At 66.4% G+C, this 22,831-nt stretch carries 20 protein-coding genes and 1 tRNA gene; 10 read left to right on the top strand and 11 right to left on the bottom strand.

Annotated elements, in window-relative coordinates:
* Positions 1–8 precede the first annotated feature (8 nt).
* The 6 genes from cydB to BST40_RS02370 all read right to left on the bottom strand — a co-directional run bounded on the left by cydB (position 9) and on the right by BST40_RS02370 (position 5,252).
* Positions 9–1,049: a cytochrome d ubiquinol oxidase subunit II gene (cydB, locus tag BST40_RS02345; protein ID WP_075546197.1), complete on the bottom strand. Its 1,041-nt coding sequence runs from the start codon at positions 1,047–1,049 to the stop codon at positions 9–11.
* 29 nt (positions 1,050–1,078) lie between these two features.
* The gene (locus BST40_RS02350) at positions 1,079–2,536 is read right to left on the bottom strand and encodes a cytochrome ubiquinol oxidase subunit I (RefSeq protein WP_083153300.1); all 1,458 of its coding nucleotides are present in this window, start codon (positions 2,534–2,536) and stop codon (positions 1,079–1,081) included.
* A gap of 98 nt (positions 2,537–2,634) precedes the next feature.
* Positions 2,635–3,225, bottom strand: a complete 591-nt coding sequence (locus BST40_RS02355; protein ID WP_089024980.1) for an HdeD family acid-resistance protein — start codon at positions 3,223–3,225, stop codon at positions 2,635–2,637.
* A 57-nt stretch (positions 3,226–3,282) separates the two neighbouring features.
* The gene (locus BST40_RS02360; protein WP_083153328.1) at positions 3,283–4,611 is read right to left on the bottom strand and encodes an adenylate/guanylate cyclase domain-containing protein; all 1,329 of its coding nucleotides are present in this window, start codon (positions 4,609–4,611) and stop codon (positions 3,283–3,285) included.
* A gap of 50 nt (positions 4,612–4,661) precedes the next feature.
* Positions 4,662–5,168, bottom strand: a complete 507-nt coding sequence (locus BST40_RS02365) for a DUF488 domain-containing protein (RefSeq protein ID WP_083153302.1) — start codon at positions 5,166–5,168, stop codon at positions 4,662–4,664.
* Positions 5,169–5,178: 10 nt separating this feature from the next.
* A tRNA-Leu gene (locus BST40_RS02370) sits at positions 5,179–5,252 on the bottom strand.
* Between the two features lie 125 nt (positions 5,253–5,377).
* Here BST40_RS02370 and BST40_RS02375 point away from each other — a divergent pair.
* Complete coding sequence (locus tag BST40_RS02375) at positions 5,378–5,989, top strand: ANTAR domain-containing response regulator (RefSeq protein ID WP_063468602.1); 612 nt, start codon at positions 5,378–5,380, stop codon at positions 5,987–5,989.
* Between the two features lie 70 nt (positions 5,990–6,059).
* On the opposite strand, the gene BST40_RS02380 is transcribed toward BST40_RS02375, so the two are convergent.
* Both BST40_RS02380 and BST40_RS02385 read right to left on the bottom strand, forming a co-directional pair.
* Positions 6,060–7,262, bottom strand: a complete 1,203-nt coding sequence (locus BST40_RS02380; RefSeq protein WP_083153304.1) for a lipid-transfer protein — start codon at positions 7,260–7,262, stop codon at positions 6,060–6,062.
* Positions 7,259–7,705: a Zn-ribbon domain-containing OB-fold protein gene (locus BST40_RS02385; protein WP_075546202.1), complete on the bottom strand. Its 447-nt coding sequence runs from the start codon at positions 7,703–7,705 to the stop codon at positions 7,259–7,261. Before BST40_RS02385 ends, BST40_RS02380 begins: the two co-directional genes overlap by 4 nt.
* 132 nt (positions 7,706–7,837) lie before the next feature.
* Here BST40_RS02385 and polA point away from each other — a divergent pair, with 132 nt between their 5' ends.
* The 8 genes from polA (at position 7,838) to coaE (ending at position 20,998) form a co-directional block, all read left to right on the top strand.
* Complete coding sequence (gene polA / locus BST40_RS02390; RefSeq protein WP_089024982.1) at positions 7,838–10,501, top strand: DNA polymerase I; 2,664 nt, start codon at positions 7,838–7,840, stop codon at positions 10,499–10,501.
* Positions 10,502–10,608: 107 nt separating this feature from the next.
* Positions 10,609–14,784, top strand: a complete 4,176-nt coding sequence (pglW, locus tag BST40_RS02395) for a BREX system serine/threonine kinase PglW (protein ID WP_083153308.1) — start codon at positions 10,609–10,611, stop codon at positions 14,782–14,784.
* Positions 14,785–14,843: 59 nt separating this feature from the next.
* Positions 14,844–15,311 carry a hypothetical protein gene (locus BST40_RS02400; RefSeq protein ID WP_083153310.1) on the top strand — a complete coding sequence of 156 codons (468 nt, stop codon included), beginning with the start codon at positions 14,844–14,846 and terminating at the stop codon, positions 15,309–15,311.
* Entirely contained in the window at positions 15,308–15,661 is a 354-nt protein-coding gene (locus BST40_RS02405; protein ID WP_083153312.1) for a hypothetical protein, read from the top strand. The genes BST40_RS02400 and BST40_RS02405 overlap by 4 nt, the downstream gene beginning before the upstream one ends.
* 15 nt (positions 15,662–15,676) lie before the next feature.
* Positions 15,677–16,468 (top strand): hypothetical protein, encoded by a 792-nt coding sequence (locus BST40_RS02410; protein ID WP_240316640.1) that lies wholly within the window; start codon positions 15,677–15,679, stop codon positions 16,466–16,468.
* On the top strand, positions 16,366–17,886 hold the full coding sequence (locus BST40_RS02415; protein WP_244174258.1) for a helicase-related protein: 1,521 nt from the start codon (positions 16,366–16,368) through the stop codon (positions 17,884–17,886). Before BST40_RS02410 ends, BST40_RS02415 begins: the two co-directional genes overlap by 103 nt.
* 436 nt (positions 17,887–18,322) lie before the next feature.
* Positions 18,323–19,768 (top strand): 30S ribosomal protein S1, encoded by a 1,446-nt coding sequence (gene rpsA, locus BST40_RS02420; RefSeq protein ID WP_083153314.1) that lies wholly within the window; start codon positions 18,323–18,325, stop codon positions 19,766–19,768.
* A 6-nt stretch (positions 19,769–19,774) separates the two neighbouring features.
* On the top strand, positions 19,775–20,998 hold the full coding sequence (coaE, locus tag BST40_RS02425; RefSeq protein WP_083153316.1) for a dephospho-CoA kinase: 1,224 nt from the start codon (positions 19,775–19,777) through the stop codon (positions 20,996–20,998).
* A 26-nt stretch (positions 20,999–21,024) separates the two neighbouring features.
* Here the strand turns inward: coaE and BST40_RS02430 are convergent, their stop codons facing one another.
* From BST40_RS02430 to BST40_RS02440, 3 genes are all read right to left on the bottom strand, one after another.
* Positions 21,025–21,444 (bottom strand): hypothetical protein, encoded by a 420-nt coding sequence (locus BST40_RS02430; protein WP_075546207.1) that lies wholly within the window; start codon positions 21,442–21,444, stop codon positions 21,025–21,027.
* A 61-nt stretch (positions 21,445–21,505) separates the two neighbouring features.
* The gene (locus BST40_RS02435) at positions 21,506–22,072 is read right to left on the bottom strand and encodes a DNA polymerase ligase N-terminal domain-containing protein (RefSeq protein ID WP_244174260.1); all 567 of its coding nucleotides are present in this window, start codon (positions 22,070–22,072) and stop codon (positions 21,506–21,508) included.
* Positions 22,073–22,121: 49 nt separating this feature from the next.
* Complete coding sequence (locus BST40_RS02440) at positions 22,122–22,562, bottom strand: ribonuclease FAU-1 family protein (protein WP_075546208.1); 441 nt, start codon at positions 22,560–22,562, stop codon at positions 22,122–22,124.
* A gap of 64 nt (positions 22,563–22,626) precedes the next feature.
* Here BST40_RS02440 and BST40_RS29955 point away from each other — a divergent pair, with 64 nt between their 5' ends.
* Positions 22,627–22,803: a hypothetical protein gene (locus BST40_RS29955; RefSeq protein ID WP_158006320.1), complete on the top strand. Its 177-nt coding sequence runs from the start codon at positions 22,627–22,629 to the stop codon at positions 22,801–22,803.
* Positions 22,804–22,831 lie beyond the last annotated feature (28 nt).

Genomic DNA, 22,831 nt, shown 5'->3' on the forward strand with positions numbered 1-22,831 from the left:
CGTCGCGCTCAGGACGGGTGCCTCGCCAGACCGATGGACGGAGGTATCCGCTCAGCCGAAATGCGTTGCCGGAACACCCAATACGTCCAGGCCTGATACACCACCGTCAGCGGCGCGAAGATGGCCGTCACCCAGGTCATGATCTTCAGGGTGTAAGGCGTCGACGAGGCGTTGTAGATCGTGACGTTCCACTGCTCGTTCAGCGTCGACGGCACCAGGTTCGGATACAGCACGCCGAACAGCAAGACCACAACGGCCGCGACGACCACCAGCGTGCTCAGGAACGCAAACCCGTCGGATGCGCGCCGCCATACCAGCAGTACGGCCGCCACCTGGGCGATCACCGCTACGCCCAGCGCCGCCCAGGTCCATTGCTTGCCATACGCCAGCTGGGTCCAAACTCCGAACCCCCCAACCAGCGCCGTCGCCGCGAGCGCTAGCCACAGCGCGATCCGGTAGGCGCTGTCGCGGATCGGCCCGGCGGTTTTCAAGGCGATGAACACCGCGCCGTACTGCAGGAACAACCCCGCCGTGGCGAGGCCCCCCAACAGTGTGTAGGCGCTGAGCACATCGCCGATGGCCAGATGTACGTGGCCGTTGCCATCGACCGGGAGTCCGCGCACCAGGATCGCGAACGCGACGCCCCACAGCACCGCGGGCAGCCAAGACCCCGCGGCAATCCCGAAATCGGCCCAGGCCCGCCATTTGGTGTCGTCGACCTTCCCGCGCCATTCGATGGCCACCGCGCGCAGGATCATGCCGAACAAGATCGCCAGCAGCGGCAAATACAATGCCGAAAACACGGTGGCGTACCAGCCGGGAAACGCGGCGAACATTCCCGCGCCGGCCGTGAGCAACCAGACCTCGTTACCGTCCCAGACCGGGCCGATGGTATTCAGTACGGCTCGCCGTTGGATTTCAGGATCGCCCGGGGCCACCCGAGCCAGCGGCTCCATCAGCATGCCAACACCGAAGTCGAATCCCTCGAGAACCAAGAAACCGAGGAACAGCACACCGATGACAGCGAACCACAGTTGTTGGAGTCCCACCGGTCATCTCCCTTCTGGGTCAGTGGCTCTCAGTAAGCGAACGACAGCGGTGCCACCTCGTCGCGGCTGGGCGCCACAGGCGCCGCCGGCTCGGCGTCGTGCTCCTGCGGGCCTTCGACGACATAGCGTTTGAGCAGCCAGCACCAGATGACCGCGAGCACCGCGTAGACCAGCGTAAACGTCACCAATGAGGTGACGACCATGCCGAACGCGTGGTCCGAGACAGCAGTTCCGACGGTGAGTCGAACCTGCTGGTCACCGGTCGGGTTGGGAGCCACGATCCAGGGCTGACGGCCCATCTCGGTGAACACCCATCCGAACATGTTTGCCAGGAACGGTGCGGGAATCGTCAACAGCGCAATCCAGGCGAACCACCGCCGTCCCGGGATCCGTCCGCCGCGGGTCAGCCACAGGGCCAGCAATGCGAACAGCACCGGAATCGCGAGGAACCCGATCATCGCGCGAAATGACCAGTAGGTGACGAATAGATTGGGCCGATAATCATTCGGGCCGAATCGCTGGTTGTAGTCCTGCTGCAGATCGCGGACGCCTTGCAAGGTGACACCGGTGGTGCGGCCTTGGGCAAGGTACGGCAACACGTAGGGCACCTCGAGGACCCGCGTGAGGCTGTCGCAATTGTTCTGCCGGCCGACCGTCAGGATGGAAAAGTCCGGATCGGTCTGGGTGTCGCACAGCGATTCCGCGGACGCCATCTTCATCGGTTGCTGCACAAACATCAGCTTGCCCTGGTGGTCACCGGTGAAGAACAGCCCGACGGTGGCGATCAGCGCAACCCAGCAGCCCAGGATGGTCGGCGGGCGATACATGGCGCGGGTGCCGGGCCCCACCGGGGCGTTGTGCGAACGCACCAGCCACCATGCGCTGACCGCGGCGACAAAAGTTCCCGCGGTAAGCAGCGAACCCGCGACAGTGTGTGAAAACGCTGCTATCGCAGTGTTATTGGTGAGCAGCGCGGAAATGCTGTTCAGCTCCGCGCGTTTGGTGGCCGGGTTGTAGTGCGCCCCGACGGGATGCTGCATGAACGAATTCGCCGAAATGATGAAGAACGCGGAGACGTTGACCGCGATCGCGACGATCCAGATGCAGGCCAGGTGCACCAGCCGGGGCAGCCTGCTCCAACCGAAGATCCACAGCCCAAGGAACGTCGATTCGAAGAAGAAGGCCATCAGACCTTCCATTGCCAACGGCGCGCCGAAGATGTCGCCGACGAATCGGGAGTATTCGGACCAATTCATTCCGAATTGGAATTCCTGCACGATCCCGGTCGCCACGCCGATGGCGAAGTTGATCAAGAACAACTTCCCGAAGAACTTGGTCAGCCGATACCAGGCCGTGTTACCGGTGAGCACCCACACCGTTTGCATCACGGCCAGCAGCGGGGCCAGGCCGATGGTGAGTGGCACGAAGATGAAGTGGTAGACGGTGGTGATACCGAACTGCCAGCGCGAAATATCGACGACATTCATCTGTCATCTCCCGGGATCGCGGGCCTTACAAGCGGGCTACGACGAAGTGTAGTAGACAGTCGGAGTTGACGCGAGTCGAGTGACGCTTGTCGGAGGACTCATAGCCCCAGTTTTTTGGCCGCCTGACGGATGCCGACGGCCGAGACGATCTCACATAACCCGATGATGACCAGCCACACACCCACGACGATGGCCAACGTGATGATCGACTCGAACGGCGCGGCCAACACCACGACGCCGGCGATTAGGCTGATAACCCCGACGAAGATCTGCCATCCCCGTCCCGGCAAGGTCGGGTCGTTGATCGCGGACACGGTTGTGGCGACGCCGCGGAAGATGAACCCGATGCCGATCCAGATGGCCAGCAACAGGACCGCGTTGCCGAAATGGCGGAATGCCAGTACGGCCAGGATCAGCGAGGCCGCGCCGCTGATGAACGCCAGGATCCGGCTGCCGGCCGAAACGTGCAGGCTGAACGCGAGGACGACCTGCGCGATGCCGGTCACGACGAGGTAGATGCCGAACGCGACGGCGGCCACCAGGACCGATATTCCGGGCCAGACCAGGATCAGGACGCCGAGGATCAGCGACAGAAGTCCCGATAACAGCGTTGAAATCCACAGATGCGGTAACAAGCGGGGGACGGGGCCCGAGACGGGTGCGGTTTGCATGGCACCAGTGTGACGCATGTGACGGGTTTTGGCATAGTGGTGAAACCGGCGGTGCCCGCCCGGTGGGTTGAGGCGTCAGACGCCGGCGGTGCTTGGCTCCTCGGCAGGCGCATCGGCCGGCTGCTCCGCCGGCCTGCGGCCGAGCAGGTACCAGGTGCGCATGACGCCTTTGCCCTTGACGTTGATGTGTCCGCGCTCCTGCAGCACGAAGTCGTCCTTCAAGCGCTGGTAGACCTCATCCGGCACCTGGATCTTGCCCACCGAGTCGGTGGACTCCATCCGCGACGCGACATTGACCGCGTCGCCCCATACGTCGTAGAAAAAGCGGCGCGAACCCACCACGCCGGCGACCACCGGACCGGTGGCGAGGCCCACCCGCAGCGGTACCGGGCCGCCTTGTGGGTCCGTCAATCCGGCTGCGACGCCGACCATGTCGAGTGCAAAGTCGGCGAGCGCCTGCACGTGGTCGGGCCGCGGCCGTGGCACACCGCTGACCACCATGTAGCAGTCGCCACTCACCTTGATCTTTTCCAGCCCGTGCTTGTCCACCAACGCGTCGAAAGCGCTGTACAACCGGTCCAGGAATCGGACGAGGTCGGCCGGCGCGGCGCTGCTGGCCCGCTCGGTGAAGCCGACGATGTCGGCGAACAGCACCGAGGCCTCGTCGTACTTGTCGGCGATGACGTCTCGTTCGGGATGCTTGAGCCGTTCGGCGATGCTGGCCGGCAACATGTTGGCCAGCAGGGCCTCGGAGCGGTCGTATTGGGCTTCCATGATCGATTCGGCGCGGGCGGTGTCCCGCAGGGCAAACCAAACCGACACGACCACCACTACGCAGGCCGAGACCGTGGTGACGACGAAACCCGCCGACTGTGCCCAGGCGGGCTCGATTCCGGTGTTGCGCGGGACCAGGAACTCCACCGCGATGATCAACGCGGTGGCAAGGGCCGCCAGCACGCTGGCCAGCACGATGTGTTCAATACCCAGCACCAGCACCACCAGGCAGGCGCCCACGAGAAAGAAAAACTGGGCGCCGGAACCGGTGCCGATGATCCAGCAACTGGCGAAGACCGCAACATACGCGGCTCCGATGAACGTCAGCGGTGCCACCAACTCACCGAAGCGGTGCAGCATCGGGACGATCGCGAAGACCACGGCCGCGGCGATGTTGATCCAACTCAGCGGCCAGACCCAGCCATTGGTCAGGACCTGCACGAGCACAAAGCTCGCGCTGACCACTACGGCCAGCCAGGCCGCGATACTGAGCAGCCGGGCCCGGCGCGCCGCGCTGCGGGCGTAGTGCTGGTCGAACTCGCGGGTTTGCTCGCGCACCACCGTGACGCAGTCGTGGCGGGATGAGCCCTCGGATAGTTTCCGTGGGGCGCCGCGTTTCTTAGCCGCCACGATCAAAAGCGTAGCCGTCGAGCTCGATATTGTCGGCCAGCTGCCAAGACTCAGGACTGGCCGGCGACGTCATGGGTGAGCCAATCCGAGAGGCGATGTGGCGACAGGTCGCCGTTGGGCATGATGTGTTGCACCCGGCGTCCGTCGCGGACGGCCAGGTCGGCGATCATGCGCCGGTGACAGCGCCACCATGTCGGTTCCCCGCACATCACCGCCACGTCGCTGGTTTCGGCATCCTGTAGCAGCCGCTGGTATGCCGCTTGAAATCCGGGTGTACGGGTGTGCGCCGCGTAATTCGCGAACGCCGGGTTTTCCCACCAGAGGTCACGCGGTACCGGGCTTGCGGGCGGTTTGCGGCGCCCACCGAGATCAGGTTCGTGCCGGTAGCCGATCCCGGCGGCGCCCAGCCAGTCGGGCATCACTTGTTTGGACACGTCGGGGTTGCGGCGCGAGCCGGGGAAACTGCGGACATCGACCAGCAGCTTGATGTGGTGCTGTCGCAGCGCATCGGTGAGTTGCGCGGCCGTCTTGGCGCCGTGGCCAATGGTGTACAGCATGATTCCGGAGTGCCCTCGGTGGGATTCGAACCCACACTGGACGGGTTTTGAGTCCGTTTCCTCTGCCAGTTGGGATACGAGGGCTGAGGTTGTTCCGCTACGGCTTTCCACCTCAGAGCAGCCTCCAACCATAGCGGATTCATACCCCGATCCCGACTCGCCGCCCCCCAAGGTTTCCCATCGCAGCCGCTCACGCCACAATGTCCGTCATGACCGGCCCCACCAACGACGCCGATGCCGCGAAGCCACACCGTGTCCTGATCGCGGAAGACGAAGCGCTCATCCGAATGGACCTCGCCGAGATGCTGCGAGAGGAGGGGTACGACATCGTCGGAGAGGCCGGCGACGGCCAAGAAGCCGTCGAACTGGCCGAGCGGCACAAGCCCGATCTGGTGATCATGGACGTGAAGATGCCGCGCCGCGACGGAATCGACGCGGCGTCGGAGATCGCCAGTAAGCGCATCGCGCCGATCGTGGTGCTGACCGCGTTCAGCCAGCGCGACCTCGTGGAACGCGCCCGCGACGCCGGCGCCATGGCCTATCTGGTGAAGCCCTTCACCGCCAGCGACCTGATCCCGGCCATTGAGTTGGCCGTCAGCCGGTTCAGTGAGATCACCGCGCTGGAACAAGAAGTGGCGGCGCTGTCCGACCGTCTGGAAACGCGCAAGCTCGTCGAACGTGCCAAAGGCCTGCTGCAGGCCAAGCAGGGCATGACTGAGCCGGAGGCGTTCAAGTGGATCCAGCGCGCCGCCATGGATCGGCGGACCACCATGAAGCGGGTGGCCGAAGTCGTCCTGGAGACCCTGGACACGCCCACCTAACGGCGCGAGCAGACGCGGAATCGCACGGATCCGCGCAGCGGAGTGCGATTCTGTGTCTGCCCGGCAGGGTCTAACGCGCCACGATCACCGACGAGCCGTGGCCGAACAGGCCCTGGTTCGCGGTAATGCCGACCTTTGCGTTCTCCACCTGCCGGCCGGTGGCCTGACCGCGCAATTGCCAAGTCAGCTCACACACCTGGGCGATGGCCTGCGCGGGGATCGCCTCGCCGAAGCACGCCAGGCCGCCCGAGGGGTTGACCGGGACCCTGCCGCCGATGGTGGTCGCGCCGCTGCGCAGCAGCGCCTCGGCTTCACCCTTGGCGCACAGCCCCAGATGCTCGTACCAGTCGAGCTCCAGCGCGGTAGACAGGTCATAAACCTCGGCCAGGCTCACGTCCTCGGGCCCGATGCCGGCCTCCGCGTAGGCCGCGTCCAGGATCTGATCCTTGAACACCCGGTCCGGTGCGGGTACCGCCGCGGTGGAATCCGTTGCGATATCGGGCAATTCGGGCAAATGCTGAGGGTAGCGCGGGGTCACCGTGCTGACCGCGCGCACCGACGGCACCCCCTCCAGCGAGCCGAGATGCTCGCGGGCGAACTTCGCGCTGGCTACGATCAGCGCCGCGGCGCCGTCGGAGGTGGCGCAGATGTCCAGCAGCCGCAGCGGATCCGAGACCACCGGGCTGGCTAGCACGTCGTCGATCGAGTTCTCCTTGCGGTAGCGGGCATTCGGGTTGTTCAGCCCGTGCTTGGAGTTCTTGACCTTCACTTGAGCGAAGTCTTCGAGCGTGGCGCCGTAGAGGTCCATCCGCCGCCGCGCCAATAGCGCGAAGTACACCGTGTTCGTCGCGCCGATGAGATGGAAGCGCTGCCAGTCGGGGTCGTTCTTGCGCTCGCCGCCTACCGGGGCGAAAAAGCCCTTCGGCGTGGTGTCGGCGCCGATCACCAGCGCCACATCGCAGAAACCGGCAAGGATCTGCGCGCGGGCGCTTTGCAGGGCCTGCGAACCGCTGGCGCACGCGGCGTAGCTGGAGCTGACCAGCACGCCGTTCCAGCCCAGCTTCTGGGCGAACGTGGCGCCGGCGACGAATCCCGGGTAGCCGTTGCGGATGGTGTCCGCCCCGGTCACCAATTGGATCTGATGCCAGTCCAGGCCGGCCTCGCGCAGCGCGGCCCGCGCGGCTACCACCCCGTACTCGGTGAAGTCAGTGCCCCACTTGCCCCACGGGTGCATTCCGGCGCCGAGGATGTACAGCGGTTCGGGCGTGCTCATGTCTGGGCAATCCTCCACGCATAGACGATGCGTTGCACACCGTCGTCGTCGGTGAACAGCGGCATGGTGGTCAGCTCCATCTCCATGCCCACTTTCAAGTCGGCCGCCAGCGTGCCCTCGACCACCTTGCCCAGCACGATCAGCCCTTCGTCGGCCAGCTCCACCGCGGCGACGGCGAACGGCTCGAAGGGGTCGGGGGAGGGATAGGGCGGCGGCGGGGCATAACGGTTCTCGGTGTAGCTCCACAACTTTCCCCGCGTCGATAGCGCGACCGATTCCAGCGAGTCGCCGTCGCAGGCCGGGTTCGGGCAGTTGTTCTCGCGCGGCGGGAAGACGTACGTGCCGCAGTGCGGGCATTTACTGCCGATTAGATGCGGGACACCGGCGTCGTCGGTGGAAAACCACCCGTCAATGGCCGGTGCTTGGCTGGTGACCTCGGGCACCGGCCCAGCCTACCGAGCAGACGCACAAAACTGAAACGTGTTGCAGTTCCGGCGTCCGCATATGCGTCGGACCAGGTGCATAGAGTGTGATCCGTGAGCACCGCCAGTGAGGATCAGGCCAAGCCGACGTTGATGTTGCTGGATGGCAACTCGCTGGCCTTTAGGGCGTTCTACGCACTGCCCGCGGAGAACTTCAAGACCCGCGGCGGGCTGACCACCAATGCGGTCTACGGCTTCACCGCCATGCTGATCAACCTTCTTCGCGACGAAGCCCCGACGCACATCGCCGCGGCCTTCGACGTGTCCCGGCAGACCTTCCGCTCCGAGCGTTACCCGGAGTACAAGGCCAACCGGTCATCGACGCCCGACGAATTTCACGGCCAGATCGACATCACCAAGGAGGTTCTGGGCGCGCTGGGCATCACGGTGCTCGCCGAACCGGGTTTCGAAGCCGACGACATCATCGCGACGTTGGCTTCCCAGGCCGAGAAGGAGGGATATCGGGTGCTGGTCGTCACCGGCGACCGCGACTCCCTGCAGCTGGTCAGCGACGACGTGACGGTGCTCTACCCTCGCAAAGGCGTCAGCGAACTGACTCGCTTCACCCCCGACGCCGTCGTCGAAAAGTACGGACTCACCCCGGCGCAGTATCCCGACTTCGCCGCGCTGCGCGGCGACCCCAGCGACAACCTGCCCGGCATTCCCGGGGTGGGGGAGAAGACAGCGACCAAGTGGATCGCCGAATACGGCTCCCTGCAAGGGCTGGTCGACAACGTCGACTCGGTGCGCGGCAAGGTCGGCGATGCGCTGCGCGCCAACCTGGCAAGCGTGGTGCGCAATCGGGAACTCACCGACCTGGTCCGCGACGTGCCGCTGGCCCAAACCCCCGACACGTTACGGCTGCAGCCCTGGGACCGCGACCACATTCACCGGCTCTTCGACGACCTCGAATTCCGGGTGCTGCGCGACCGGCTGTTCGACACCTTGGTCGCCGCCGAACCCGAGGTCGAGGAGGGGTTTGACATTCGCGGTGGCGCGCTGGAGCCCGGCACGGTGGCCAAGTGGCTGGCCGAGCACGCCAGCGACGGGCGCCGCTCCGGCCTGACGGTCGTGGGCACACATCTGCCTCATGGCGGCGACGCCACCGCGCTGGCGATCGCCGCCGCCGACGGGGAAGGCGGCTACCTCGACACCGCGACTGTGACGCCCGACGACGACGCCGCGCTGGCGGCCTGGCTGGCCGACCCTGCCAAATCCAAAGCGTTGCACGAGGCCAAGATGGCCATTCACGACCTCGCCGGCCGCGGCTGGACTTTGAAAGGGGTCACCTCCGACACCGCGCTAGCGGCCTACCTGGTGCGGCCGGGACAGCGCAGCTTCACACTCGACGACCTTTCGCTGCGTTACCTGCGCCGCGAGCTACGGGCAGAAACACCTGAGCAGCAACAGCTTTCACTGCTCGACGATATTGATGGGGTGGACGACCAGGCGGTCCAGACCACTATTCTGCGCGCGCGGGCCGTGGTGGACCTGGCCGAAGCGCTGGACGCCGAACTGGCCCGCATCGACTCCACCGCGCTGCTGGCCGAGATGGAACTGCCGGTGCAGCGGGTGCTGGCCGAGATGGAGCGCGCCGGGATCGCCGTCGACCTGCCGATGCTGGCCGAGCTGCAAAGCCAATTCGCCGACCAGATCCGCGATGCCGCCGAGGCCGCATACGCCGTCATCGGCAAGCAGATCAACCTCGGCTCGCCCAAGCAGCTGCAGGTGGTGCTGTTCGACGAACTCGGCATGCCCAAGACCAAGCGGACCAAGACCGGCTACACCACCGACGCCGACGCGCTGCAGGGTCTTTTTGATAAGACCGGGCACCTATTCCTGCAGCACCTGCTGGCGCATCGCGACGTCACCCGGCTCAAGGTCACCGTCGACGGGTTGTTGAACTCGGTGGCCGCCGACGGCCGCATTCACACCACGTTCAACCAGACCATCGCGGCCACCGGCCGGCTTTCGTCTACCGAACCCAACCTGCAGAACATCCCGATTCGCACCGACGCCGGCCGGCAGATCCGCGACGCTTTCGTGGTGGGCGCCGGCTACAGCGAACTGATGACCGCCGACTACAGCCAGATCGAGATGCGGATCATGGCGCATCTGTCCCGCGACGCTGGCCTCATCGAAGCCTTCAACACCGGCGAGGATCTGCATTCGTTCGTCGCGTCCCGCGCGTTCGGCGTGCCTATCGACGAAGTGACCGCCGACCTGCGCCGCCGGGTCAAGGCGATGTCGTACGGCCTGGCCTACGGGTTGAGCGCCTATGGGCTGTCCACCCAGCTGAAGATCTCCACCGAAGAGGCGAAGATCCAGATGGACCAGTACTTCGCCCGGTTCGGCGGGGTCCGCGACTACCTGCAGGCCGTCGTCGAGCAGGCCCGCAAGGACGGCTACACCTCGACCGTGCTGGGCCGTCGGCGCTATCTGCCCGAGCTGGACAGCAGCAATCGCCAAGTGCGTGAGGCCGCCGAGCGGGCGGCGCTCAACGCGCCGATCCAGGGGAGCGCCGCCGACATCATCAAGGTGGCCATGATCGAGGTCGACAAGGCGCTTACTGAGGCTGGCCTGGCGTCGCGCATGCTGCTGCAGGTCCACGACGAATTGCTGTTCGAGATCGCACCCGGAGAACGGGACCGGGTCGAGGCGTTGGTGCGCGAGAAAATGGGCGGCGCCTATCCGCTTGATGTTCCGCTGGAGGTGTCGGTGGGCTACGGCCGGAGCTGGGACGCGGCGGCGCACTAGCGCTCGCGGCTCGACACACGCGACATTGAAGTGCCTACATTGTCGGTGTCGCGGCGGATACTGGGGCACAGCAATCCGGCCCAGAGCGACGAGGAGGTGCCCGGCCGGTGAAGGACGGCCGTTGGGTTCAGATCGCCGAGTCGCAATTCGCCCACGAACAGCAGGGGCTCGACGCCATCAAGCGGATTCTTCCCGACGCCGCGCCGTTTCGCGCCTGGGCCAACTTCGAGTTCCGCGACAACCGCGGCCGCTGGCACGAGGTCGACCTCCTGGTGCTCGCCCGCGACACCCTGTATCTGATCGAGCTCAAGCATTACGCGGGCACCCTGCGGGGCAACGACCACGTGTGGATCCGCAACGGGCAGCGGCCTGAGGATTCGCCACTGCTGCTGACGCGCCGCGAGGCCCAGTACTTCGCGTCGCTGCTCAAGGACACGCTGCGGCAGAAGGCGGGCTACGACCCGGGCATCATCCCCTACGTGCAGGAATTGGTGTTCCTGCACCATCGGGAGTTCACCTGCGAGCTGCCGGAGACCTCGACGATCAACCTGTACGGCCTGGACGGGTACAGCGCCAAGACCCGATTGCCCGGGATATCCGAACGCTTGCTGGCCCCGGCTCGACGGGAGCCGGTCAGCGAAAAGAACAGCCTGATCATCCACGGTCTGATGAAGGCGATCGGCCTGGCGCCGCGGCGCCAGCGCGAAGTCGGCTCGTGGATCATCGACGAGCAGCCACTCGCCGACGGCGACGGTTGGCAGGACTGGCCGGCCTTCCATCATGTCGACACCGAACGGCACGCCCGCATCCGCTTCTACACCATCGGAGACGGCGCCACCACCGCCGACAGCCACGCCCGCAAGCAGGCCGTCGCCCACGAGTTTCACCTGCTGTCCCGGTTGCGTTACGACGGATTGCAGGTTCCCGAAGACCTGGTCAACGAGCCCGAACTGGGTATCGGTCTGGTATTCCCACAGCCCGAAGGTGATGTGCCGCTTGACCTTTGGCTGGCCGCTCACAAGAACCTGTCGCTCGAACAACAACTCGACTTGATCGGTCGGCTGGCCGACATCGTCAATTACGCCCACCGCAACCGCGTGGTGCATCGCGGCCTCAACCCGCGTTCGGTAACAATCCGCGATCGCGACGAACCGCTGCCGCAGGTCACCGACTGGGATAGCGCCGGTGTGCTGCCCGCCAACCCCGACACCGCCGTGAGCCGGCTGTCGAGCGGGTCGCTGTCGCTGATGGCGGCAGCACCACACGAGATGGCCCGGCTGTTCGCCGCCCCGGAGGGGCCGCGCCCGACGGATCCGGCGCGCATCGACGTCTTCGGGCTCGGGGCGCGGGCGTTTTTCGTGCTGACCAGCGGCCGGGCGCCGGCCACCGAACGCGGCGAGCTGATGGACCGGCTGCGTCGCGACCATGGCCTGGATCTAGCCGCGGAGATGCCGCAGGTCCGAACGTCGCTGCGCCAGCTGGTGCTCGACGCCACCAACCCCAGGCCCGACGGTCGCATAGCCGACGTAGCCGAGTTTCTCGAACGACTCGCCGCTGCCCGCGAGGACGTGCTCGGCAAGGCGACCGGCACCGACCCGCTGGAGGCCGGGCCCGGAACCGAGCTGGCCGGACGGTTCACCTATCGCCGCAAGCTTGGCGCCGGGTCGACGGCGGTCGGCATCCTGGTCGCCGACCAGCAGGTGGGTGGCGCCGAACGGGTGTTGAAGGTGGCCAAAGACGCCGACGCCGCCGAGCGGCTGCGCGCCGAGGCGCAGCTCCTGGGCCGCTTCGAGGACGACGACCGCATCGTCACCTTGCACGGCGTCGTCGACGTCGGCGGCCGCACCGCGCTGCTGCTCAAGTACGTCGGGCGTACCACGCTGGCCGAAGAACTCAACAACCGCGGCCGCTTGTCGATCGACCTATTGGAACGCTGGGGCACCGACCTGCTGACCGCCCTGGTGGCGCTGGAACGCAAAGGGGTCACACAGCGCGACATCAAACCGGCGAATCTCGTTGTCTACCAGTCGAGTTCACGCGCCGACTTGCATCTGGTGATGTTCGACTTCTCGATGGCCGGGGTCGATCCGAAGAATATCGAGGCAGGCACCCCGCCCTACTTGGACCCGTTCTTGGGCACCGGCGGCCGCCGCCAGTACGACACCGCCGCCGAACGCTACGGCGCCGCGGTGGTGCTGTTCGAGATGGCGACCGGCAACAGCCCCCAGTACGGGCCGGACTCGAACACCAATCCGGCGACGGTCGACGACGACATCGCCCTGACGCCGGACATGTTCGAGCCGACGGTCGCCGCGGCGATGGTCGAGTTCTTCACCACTGCGCTGTCCCGCGATGCTGCCCAACGGCCCGACACCGCCGAGGACATGCTGCGCGCCTGGCGTGCCGTCTTCGCCGCGCTGGACACCGAAACCGCGCCACAGGAAAGCGATTCGGCCGCCGCGACGGCGGACGTGTCGACTCCGCTGGCCGCCGCGGGGCTGAGCGCTCGGGCCGTCTCGGCGTTGGCCACCGCGCAGGTCGCCACCGTCGGCGAACTGCTGGCGCTGGACTCCACACCGCTCAACCGGCTGGTCGCCCGCGAAGCCAAAGACACTCGCAAGGAGATCACCCTCCGCTATCGCGAGTGGACGATGCGGCTGGGCAAGCAGCGCATCGCCTCCGATCAACTCATGGGTCTCGACGACGCGGTCGGCCTGTTGATGTCGGCCGTATCGGCTCCACGAGCGGTGACCACCCGTAGGCAGGCCGCCGAGCTGATCCTGGGTGTCACCCCGGGACTGGACGCGTTCGCCAGCAGCGCCGAACTGGCCGAGAAACTGGGCAAGACCACTCCGCGCGGCATCCAGGTACTCAAGGAACTGCAGGACGACTGGGCGAACAACACCGCCACCCGGGACTTGCTCGACGCGATCTCCGAGATCGCCAAGCAGGTGGTCACCGATTTCGGCGGGGTCGCCGCGGTGAGCACGCTGACGGCCGAGATCCGCGCGCAGCTGTCGCAGTCGGGCGTCACCTCGGCCGACTGGTCGGCACACGACCGCGCCGCTGGTGGCTTGCTGCGTGCGGCCCTGGACCGGCTCAGCGAGCACGAAACAGCATCGGGGACAAAAGAATTCGTGCGTCGACGGCACGGCCGGCGACTGGCGCTGCTGGCCGGCGACGAGATGCTGCTGGCCGCGGCCGAAGCTGCGGGGGAGCGGGCCGACAAATTGGTCAGCGCCGACGCTGCCGCCGTGGTGCCCGCCTCGACGGCGGCCAGGGAGCTGGGGGCGGCATTCCGCAACGGCTTCCGCGCCGTCAGTGACGCCGACGCGCCAGTCCGGTTGCCGGCGGACGCGCGGTTGGTGCGGCTGGGCGCCGCCATCTCACGTCATGCCGCGGTGTCCGGCCGCGGCGAGTTGCACAACCGCAACATGCCGCCCGCGGCCGCGGTGCGGGTGGCGCTGACGGGGCTGGCGCAGTCGGAGTCGCTGTCGCCCTCGCAGGTCCGCAGCCGGGTCACCGCGCGGTTCCCCGAGTTGGATGGCGTTCCATCTCGGCCGCACCTGGACACCCTCATTGCGCAGACCGGACTCGACCTCGAGTGGGATGGCGAGGCCTACCGTTTCCGGGTTCCCGAACCGCCCAGCGCTACCACCATGCACACCCACGCGCCGACTCGGGTACCGGGCTCCGGTGACCTGGACGTCGCGGCGCAATGGGCGGATCACGATGCGGTGCTGCACCGGTGCATCGGCGAACGGGGTTTCCTCGCGATCGGTGTGCCCATCTCGCCGGATCGGCCGGGCGAGCATGAGCGGGTCGCGCGGGAGCTCGCCGCTACCTACGACGGCGAGGAACTCGACGTGACGACGCGACTGATCGCCGCGATGCGGGAACTGGCGCAGCGGCAGGGCGTGTCATGGGAGCTGATTCGCAGTGCCGACGCCGCGGCACCGGGCACCCGCGATGCGCGTGGGCTGCGCGCGGTGATCGATCGGGTGGTGCCAGCGTTGACCGGCGAATTGCGCGCGTCGGTGTTCGACGGCGCCCGCGACGAGCCGCTGATCCTCACCGAGGTTTCGCCGCTGGCCCGCTACGGGCATCTGGACATTCTCGCCGAGCTCAGCGACCTGTCGGCGCCGCGGCGGCGCCCCGTCTGGGTGCTGCTACCCCAGCTGCGTGGGCAGACCGCAGCGCTGGTGGACCGCAAGCCGATTCAACTGGGCTCGCCCGCGCAGTTCCTGCTTTGGCCAGCCGCGGCGGATGCAGTGCGCACATGACAACGCAGCCGAACACGCACCATCGACATCAGGATGACTTTATAAGTAGTTTTAATGCCATGGACGAGGTGTCGTTTTCCGATCTGCAGTTGAAGGGCAAGGCGACCGTCGAGCGCTGGCTGCGCAGTTCGGCGGGCCGCCCGCTGCGAGTGCGTCGGCGCGACGCCGAGGATTTGGTACTGACTACGGCCTCGCGGGCGGCCCAGGAGCGGGAGGCGTCGTCGGCGACCTCTCGGCTGTTCGTGGCGATGATGCGGCACGACCGCGGGGTACGTGACCTGGTGACCGAGGCGTTGCCGGAGGCGTTCCCGTGGGTGGCGTTCTTGTCGCGTGCGGAGGTCCACGAGTTCGTCGATGAGTTGGTGGCGACGATGCGGGCCGCGGATTCGATCGATAACCCGGCGCCGGTGGCTCAGCTGATCGAGAGTTGGCGACATACGGCGGAGGTGCTCGCCGATCCGGAGTTGGCGGCGGTCCTGACCGCGCCGAGCGACGGCGATTACGGAAGGGTGCCGGCGCCTGAGTGAGTCCGAAACGGGGAGATAGGGTCGCACCGCCGGCCGCGCGGGGGCAATGGGAGTTGCGGTTCGCGACCGGCGAGGCGGTCAAGCGATGGGAGTCGTTATGCCAGCAAGCCGCAGCCAACACCGAGGTTGCGTGGAATGAGCTGCGCGGCCGTCCAGAAAGTCCGGCGCCAACGCCGCGGCATCACCGGCTCAAGGGTCGGCTGGCGTCGGCCGCGCACGGTGGGGTGGAGATGGAGCAGTGGCAGTACGAGGTGACCGGCGGTGGAAGGACCTGGTACCTCGTCGATGTCGCGAAGCACACGTTATGGCTGCGCCACGCGGGGCCCGGGCATCCGCGTGAGACCGAGTAGGGGGAAGGTGTCATCGTGGTGAGTTGGGCCGCAGCAGATTTGGTGGCCGCGCTGCGCAGTCAGGTGTCAGGGCTCGAAGCCGACTTGCGGGCGCGAGTCGACGGCGGCGAGCACGACCTGCGCCAGCCGGGCGTGTACGAGTCGTGGAAGCGGGACTACGACGCGGCGTTCGCGGCGCAGCGCACGGCGTCGTCGTGGCAGCAGGGGCGCGACGACCGGGTGACTCAGGCGGCGGTGGCGTGGGTGCTGGTGACGGTGTTCGCGCGCTACTGCGAGGACAATGCGCTGGTGACGCCGCGCTGGATCGGTGGTGCCACCGCTGACGAACGCGGCCACGCGCTGGATGCGCGACGTGCCTACTTCCAGCAGCATCCTGAGCATACCGACCGTGAATGGCTGCACCAGATCATCGCTCACTTCGGAAAGTTCACTGCGACAAAGGGTTTGGTGGACGAGTATGCACCGCTGCACCTGGTTGCACCGTCCGGTGATGCGGCCCGGGCGTTGCTGGAGTTCTGGTGGCAGCAGAGCGCCGCGGGTGAGGCGCTGTATCCGTTCGCCGGCGTGGACACCCGATTTCTCGGCGACGTGTACCAGGACCTGTCCGAGTACGCGAAGAAGACCTACGCGCTGCTGCAGACCCCGGAGTTCGTCGAGGAGTTCATTCTTGATCAGACGATGGAGCCGGCTGTGAGCTGCAGCGGGTGGGGCTATCGGCCACCGTCGGGAATCCCGCGGAACTGCTGGCGTGGCTGCAGGGCAGCTTCATCTCACGCGCCTCGTCGGTGGTGGCGGCTCCCGTCGTAAACGATGCCGATCCCGAGATCACGGTGGATTACGTCGCGTCACTGAGCAATGCCGCCAGGGTGATCGCGTCACTGCACGCCGGAGAGAAGCGGCTGGTGTTCGTCGACAGCAGACGCCAGGCCGAGGAACTCGGAGTCGCGTTGCGGGGATTGGGCGTTTCGACGTTCGTCTCCCACTCGTCGCTTTCGGCGTCCGAGCGGCGGCGCTCGGAGGCGGCATTCGCCGAGGCTCGCGACACCGTCATCGTCGCCACCTCGACCCTCGAACTCGGCATCGACGTCGGCGATCTCGACCGTGTCATCCAGATCGGCTCTACCCGAACAGTCGCGTCGTTCCTGCAACGGCTGGGTCGTACCGGCCGTCGGGCTTACACCGTCCGCAACTGCCTGTTCCTGTGTGTCGACGACGAGAGTGTGCTGTTGGCAGCAGGGATGCTGCAGCGCTGGTCGCAGGGCTGGGTCGAACCGATCACTCCGCCGCCGGCGCCGCGGCACATCGCGGCGCAGCAGTTGATGGGGTTGTGCCTGCAGGAACACCGCATCAGCGCGGGGGAGTGGGTGTCTTGGTGGGGTGAGCTGCCGTTGTTCGATGCCGGCCCGGCGATCCTGGATCACCTCGTCGCCGAGGGGTTCTTCGAGCGCGACGGGCCGTTCCTGCACATCGGGCCCGAGGCCGAGCGAAGGTTCGGGCGCCGCTACTTCTCCGACCTCACAGCGGTCTTCACGGCGCCCCCGGAGTTCCTGGTCCTCGCCGGACGCGTCGAAGTCGGAACCATCGGTACAGAATTGCTCACCGACGAGGTCGACGGGCCGCGAGTGCTGTTGCTCGGCGGGCGTTCGTGGTGCGTCACCCATGTCGATTGGGATCGCAGGAGATGCTTCGTCGAACCCGAGGACGGCGGCGGGCGGGCCAAATGGTCGGGGTCCGGCGGCGGTCTGTCGTACGACATCGCCCGCGGCATGCGGTCAGTGCTACTCGGATCCCAGCCTGCGGGAGTGGAATTCACCCGCCGAGCGTTCTCGAAGCTCGCAGAGATTCGAGAGGCGAACGACGACCACCTATCTACCGACGCCCTGATCGTGTGCCTGCCTACCGACTCGGCCGGGCGTTGGTGGACGTGGGCGGGAACTGCGGCCAACCGGACGCTGCAGGCTTCGTTGCCGACGATCGTCGACCCCCGGCAGCGGATCGACGAGAAGTCGCTACGGCTGCTGCCTGGTGTCACGGTCGCCGAGTTCTCGGCTGCGCTGGATGCCGTCGAGTGGCAGCAGCCGGCGGTCGACGCGAACGCGCTCCGGGGACTCAAGTTCTCGTCGGCCCTGCCGCCCGAGTTGGCTCGGGCCACACTGTCGACTCGGATCGGCGACCAACCACGGGCGGCCGCGGTACTTGCTGACGCACGGAGGTTCCTGCGCTAGGTGCAGCGAGCAGCTTGGTCTCGGTGGGTGACTTCGCCTGCCGCCGGGCCGCGTGCACGGCATAGGCCTCCGGTAGATGCGGTCGGATACGAAGGCGCGTTCGACCACATGGGCGGCGATACCCGGTCAGCATTAGCAGCAGGAACAGGCCCTTTGCGGCTTGTTCGACGAGCGGCGCGCCGACCGCGGCGGATGCAGGTGACTGTTGGTCTCACCGCGGCTGATCAGCGACTCGATGTGAAGCCCGAGCATCGCCGATAGCACGACGGCAATAGATGCACCCCGGCGTTACCTACGCGACGGATGGTGCGGTTTGTCCAGCATGTACACAGTCGAGTAGCCTCGACAGATGCCCGTCGGTGCTCGATGGCGGGTCATACCAACAATTCAACGTCCCAGTCCCTACGACCGACCCTGTCCGGAGCAACCCAACAATATGCCGAGTCCCGCCGTCACCTCGCCGCAAGTAGCCGTCAACGACATTGGCTCCTCCGAGGACTTTCTCGCAGCAATAGACAAAACGATCAAGTACTTCAACGATGGCGACATCGTCGAGGGCACCATCGTCAAAGTGGACCGGGACGAGGTGCTCCTCGACATCGGCTACAAGACCGAAGGGGTCATCCCCGCCCGCGAACTCTCCATCAAGCACGACGTCGACCCCAACGAGGTCGTTTCCGTCGGCGACAAGGTCGAGGCCCTGGTGCTCACCAAGGAGGACAAAGAGGGCCGGCTGATCCTGTCGAAGAAGCGCGCCCAGTACGAGCGCGCTTGGGGCACCATCGAGGCGCTCAAGGAGAAGGACGAGGCCGTCAAGGGCACCGTCATCGAGGTTGTCAAGGGTGGCCTGATCCTCGACATCGGGCTGCGCGGCTTCCTGCCCGCCTCGCTGGTCGAGATGCGCCGGGTCCGCGACCTACAGCCGTACATCGGCAAGGAGATCGAAGCCAAGATCATCGAGCTGGACAAGAACCGCAACAACGTGGTCCTGTCGCGACGGGCCTGGCTGGAGCAGACCCAGTCCGAGGTGCGCAGCGAATTCTTGAACCAGCTGCAGAAGGGCACCATCCGCAAGGGCGTGGTCTCCTCGATCGTCAACTTCGGCGCCTTCGTCGATCTCGGCGGTGTGGACGGTCTGGTGCACGTCTCGGAGCTGTCCTGGAAGCACATCGACCACCCGTCCGAGGTGGTGCAGGTGGGCGACGAGGTCACCGTCGAGGTGCTCGACGTGGATATGGATCGCGAGCGGGTTTCGTTGTCGCTGAAGGCAACTCAGGAAGACCCGTGGCGCCACTTCGCCCGCACCCACGCGATCGGCCAGATCGTGCCGGGCAAGGTCACCAAGCTGGTGCCGTTCGGTGCGTTCGTCCGCGTCGAGGAGGGCATCGAAGGCCTGGTGCACATCTCCGAGCTGGCCGAGCGTCACGTCGAGGTGCCCGACCAGGTGGTTGCCGTCGGTGACGACGCGATGGTCAAGGTCATTGACATTGACTTGGAGCGCCGCCGGATTTCGTTGTCGCTCAAGCAGGCCAACGAGGACTACACCGAGGAGTTCGACCCGGCGAAATACGGCATGGCCGACAGCTACGACGAGCAGGGCAACTACATCTTCCCCGAGGGCTTCGATCCCGACACCAACGAGTGGATGGAAGGATTCGACGCGCAGCGCACCGAATGGGAAGCCCGCTACGCCGAGGCCGAGCGGCGCCACAAGATGCACACCGCGCAGATGGAGAAGTTTGCCGCGGCCGAGGCGGCCGGACACAGCGGTGGCGAGCAGCCCTCGGGCAGTCCGGCCTCGGCGGAGAAGGCCGCGGGTGGGTCACTGGCCAGCGATGCCCAGCTGGCGGCGCTGCGGGAAAAACTCGCCGGCAACGCTTAGTCGCCGATGCTGCGCATCGGACTCACCGGCGGCATCGGCGCCGGCAAGTCGGTGCTGTCCACCACGTTCGCGCAGTGCGGTGGAATCATCGTCGACGGGGATGTCCTGGCTCGCGAGGTGGTCGAGCCGGGCACCGAGGGGTTGGCGGCACTGGTCGACGCGTTCGGCGACGACATCCTGCTGCCCAGCGGGGCGCTGGATCGACCGGCGTTGGCCGCCAAGGCCTTTCGGGATGACGAGGCGCGGACGAAACTCAACGGGATCGTCCACCCGTTGGTGGCCCGCCGCCGCGCCGAGATCATTGCGGCGGTAGCGCAGGATGCGGTTGTCGTCGAAGACATTCCGCTGCTGGTCGAATCGGGGATGGCGCCGCTGTTCCCGCTGGTGGTGATCGTGCACGCCGACGCCGAACACCGGGTGCGACGGTTGGTCGAGCAACGCGGGATGTCCGAAGCCGACGCCCGCGCCCGGATCGCCGCGCAGGCCACCGACGAGCAGCGCCGTGAAGTCGCCGATGTCTGGCTGGACAACTCGGGCAGCGTGGACGCTTTGGTCGAGCGGGCCCGCGACGTCTGGTACAACCGGATACTGCCGTTCGCCCACAACCTCAGTGAGCGTCGGCGTGCCCACGCAGCGGCACGATTGGTGCCGGCCGATCCGAGTTGGCCGGACCAGGCCCGCCGCATCGTCAACCGGCTCAAGATGGCAGCCGGCCATCGGGGGCTGCGAGTGGACCATATCGGTTCAACGGCGGTTCCGGGCTATGACGCCAAGGACATCATCGACATCCAGATCACCGTCGAATCACTGGCGATGGCAGACGAACTCGCCGACGCGCTGCTATCCGCCGGTTATCCGCGGCTGGAGCACATCACCCAGGACGTCGCCAAAGCCGATGCGCGCAGCACCGTGGACCACTTTGACCACAGTTCGGATGCCACATTGTGGCACAAGCGCTTTCACGCATCGGCCGATCCCGGACGGCCGACGAATGTACATATCCGGGTGGACGGTTGGCCCAATCAGCAGTTCGCGCTGCTGTTCGTGGACTGGCTACGGGCCAATCCCGGCGTACGCGACGACTACCTGTCGCTCAAGCGGGCCGCCGAGGAGAGCGCGGCATCAGCCGCCGGCGACATCGTGCACTACGCGGCAGCCAAAGAGCCGTGGCTTCTCGACGCCTACCGGCGGGCTTGGGACTGGGCCGATTCCGTCGGCTGGCGTCCGTAAGGCCCGGTGCGTTCCGGAGGTGACGGTCAGGCGCCGGGTAGCGGGGCGCCGCAGCGCAGTACCCCGCTCACGGGATCGCTGTTGCCTTGCTTCGGTCTGACGAACTGGTCGACTTGGGTGGCGACGTTGTCGTCGACGTCGATTTCGCAGTGGACATTCGCCGAGTAGGGCCAGTGCAGCGACACCTGCATCCCTGCCTGTTGCGGATCGGCCAGTACCTCGTTGGCCTCGAACACGCTGCCGGGCATCGGGCTCAGCGGGGCGGTGGATGTCTGGCCGCCGTTGAGCACGAAGGTGGCCTGACTACCGGGTGCGACACCGTCGATCCTGGCGATGTAGGTGACGTTGTGGAGATCGGCCAGCGCGAGTGCGGGGTCTAGTTGTGAGCCGACCGCGACGGCCGTGATGGCGGCGATCGTAGACCATTTCTGCGTGGTGGAGCTCATATCGATGACGATACGCGCCGTGCGCGGGTCACCCAGCGGATCGCACGTTTGGCGAAATCCGTCACGACGAGTTGTCAAATTTGCCACCGGATAGCACCGATTCGGGTTGGCTCAGCCCAAGTTTGGGCCGTGCGTCGGCGTCACCGTGGTGAACGGCGTCGTTGCGTTTGGTCAGGAGCCAGGTCTCGTCCTCGCCCTCGCGGATCCGGGTGAGCGCGTAGCAGCCGCGCAGTGTCCGGCCGTGCAAGTGGAACCAAAGATGGCCGCGCTCAAGACCCTTGATCATGGCGTGCCCCGTCATGTTGGCGTAGCTGCCGTGGTCCCAGACGATGACGCCACGCGCCGCCTCGAATGTGGCGTATTGCACCGGGCGGTCCTCGGTGCGCAGGGCCATCCGCTTGTCCTTCGGATCGGTCGACGGGCTTCGGGGTATCGCCCAGCAGACGAGCATGCCGTCGATCTCGAGGGACAGGTCATAGTGGTCGCTGTGTGTCACGTGATGGCGGATGACGAAACGTGGGCCCTGCTCGGTCGTCAGCTTCTTCGGGCGGTGCCGTCCTGCTGGTGCGCCGCGGCGCACGGTGATGGCGCCGGGCAGCCCCATGCGCCGGTATCCGGTGAAGTGCATACGACACGGATACCCGCGATGGCCGCAAATGACCCGCGGCGGTCGGCGATCAACCGGAGTGCCAGGTGAGGGCCATGCCGTAGGCGGCCAACCAGCGCACCAAGTCGTAGTCATGGCGGGCCAGGCCGTCGACGGCGGTCACCGCCCGCTGCAGTGCCTTCTCGGCGACCTCGGCGGGCAACAATCCGTGGCGGACCGCATCCAGCAGCTCATCGACGTCGGCCAATCTGGCCCCGCGTCCGGTGCGGACCTCGATGTCGAGGTAATGATCTTCGGAGCGCCACACCGCGTCCCCGGGCGTGTATTCACCCACGTCGAGGTAGTGGTCGTAGTCGCGTTCATGGCCAGGGTTGAAGTGAAAGACGGTGGCGCGCAACCCAAATGATGGCAGCAGCCAGGACTCGAGGTAGTGGAACTGGGCACGGCCCGGGGTGGGCCGGGCCAGATAGAGCCCCCATGGACGCACGGTGTACTCATCGACGGCCCGCACAATGCCTTTGGGGTCGGTGTTGGTGCGGGCCGCCAGGTCGAACGTCTCGTGCTTGGGTGGGTGGATGAGGCCACCCTACCCGGCCGGGACGGCCCGTTATCGGCGCAGCCGGATGGTGCTACGGGAGACAAATCCGGCGTCGCAGCGCCGCGTCATCCCCGCGTCTGCCGTATCCGCCCCCAACGACGGCTACCTGCTCGAATCGGACCCGACCAGGCGCATGTGGGTCCGTCACGGCTAAGACGTGTCGGTGCCTCGTTCTACTCTGA

Origin of the sequence: Mycobacterium persicum (assembly GCF_002086675.1) — a bacterium.
Classification (GTDB): domain Bacteria; phylum Actinomycetota; class Actinomycetes; order Mycobacteriales; family Mycobacteriaceae; genus Mycobacterium; species Mycobacterium persicum.

What these genes read in the sequence shown, in the direction of transcription:
- BST40_RS02350 (WP_083153300.1), bottom strand. Translation starts at nt 2,536, where the DNA reads ATGAATGTCGTCGATATTTCGCGCTGGCAGTTCGGTATCACCACCGTC.
- BST40_RS02355 (WP_089024980.1), bottom strand. Translation starts at nt 3,225, where the DNA reads ATGCGTCACACTGGTGCCATGCAAACCGCACCCGTCTCGGGCCCCGTC.
- BST40_RS02365 (WP_083153302.1), bottom strand. Translation starts at nt 5,168, where the DNA reads ATGCTGTACACCATTGGCCACGGCGCCAAGACGGCCGCGCAACTCACC.
- BST40_RS02375 (WP_063468602.1), top strand. Translation starts at nt 5,378, where the DNA reads ATGACCGGCCCCACCAACGACGCCGATGCCGCGAAGCCACACCGTGTC.
- BST40_RS02380 (WP_083153304.1), bottom strand. Translation starts at nt 7,262, where the DNA reads ATGAGCACGCCCGAACCGCTGTACATCCTCGGCGCCGGAATGCACCCG.
- polA (WP_089024982.1), top strand. Translation starts at nt 7,838, where the DNA reads ATGTTGCTGGATGGCAACTCGCTGGCCTTTAGGGCGTTCTACGCACTG.
- BST40_RS02400 (WP_083153310.1), top strand. Translation starts at nt 14,844, where the DNA reads ATGGACGAGGTGTCGTTTTCCGATCTGCAGTTGAAGGGCAAGGCGACC.
- rpsA (WP_083153314.1), top strand. Translation starts at nt 18,323, where the DNA reads ATGCCGAGTCCCGCCGTCACCTCGCCGCAAGTAGCCGTCAACGACATT.
- coaE (WP_083153316.1), top strand. Translation starts at nt 19,775, where the DNA reads ATGCTGCGCATCGGACTCACCGGCGGCATCGGCGCCGGCAAGTCGGTG.
- BST40_RS02430 (WP_075546207.1), bottom strand. Translation starts at nt 21,444, where the DNA reads ATGAGCTCCACCACGCAGAAATGGTCTACGATCGCCGCCATCACGGCC.
- BST40_RS02435 (WP_244174260.1), bottom strand. Translation starts at nt 22,072, where the DNA reads ATGCACTTCACCGGATACCGGCGCATGGGGCTGCCCGGCGCCATCACC.
- BST40_RS29955 (WP_158006320.1), top strand. Translation starts at nt 22,627, where the DNA reads ATGAGGCCACCCTACCCGGCCGGGACGGCCCGTTATCGGCGCAGCCGG.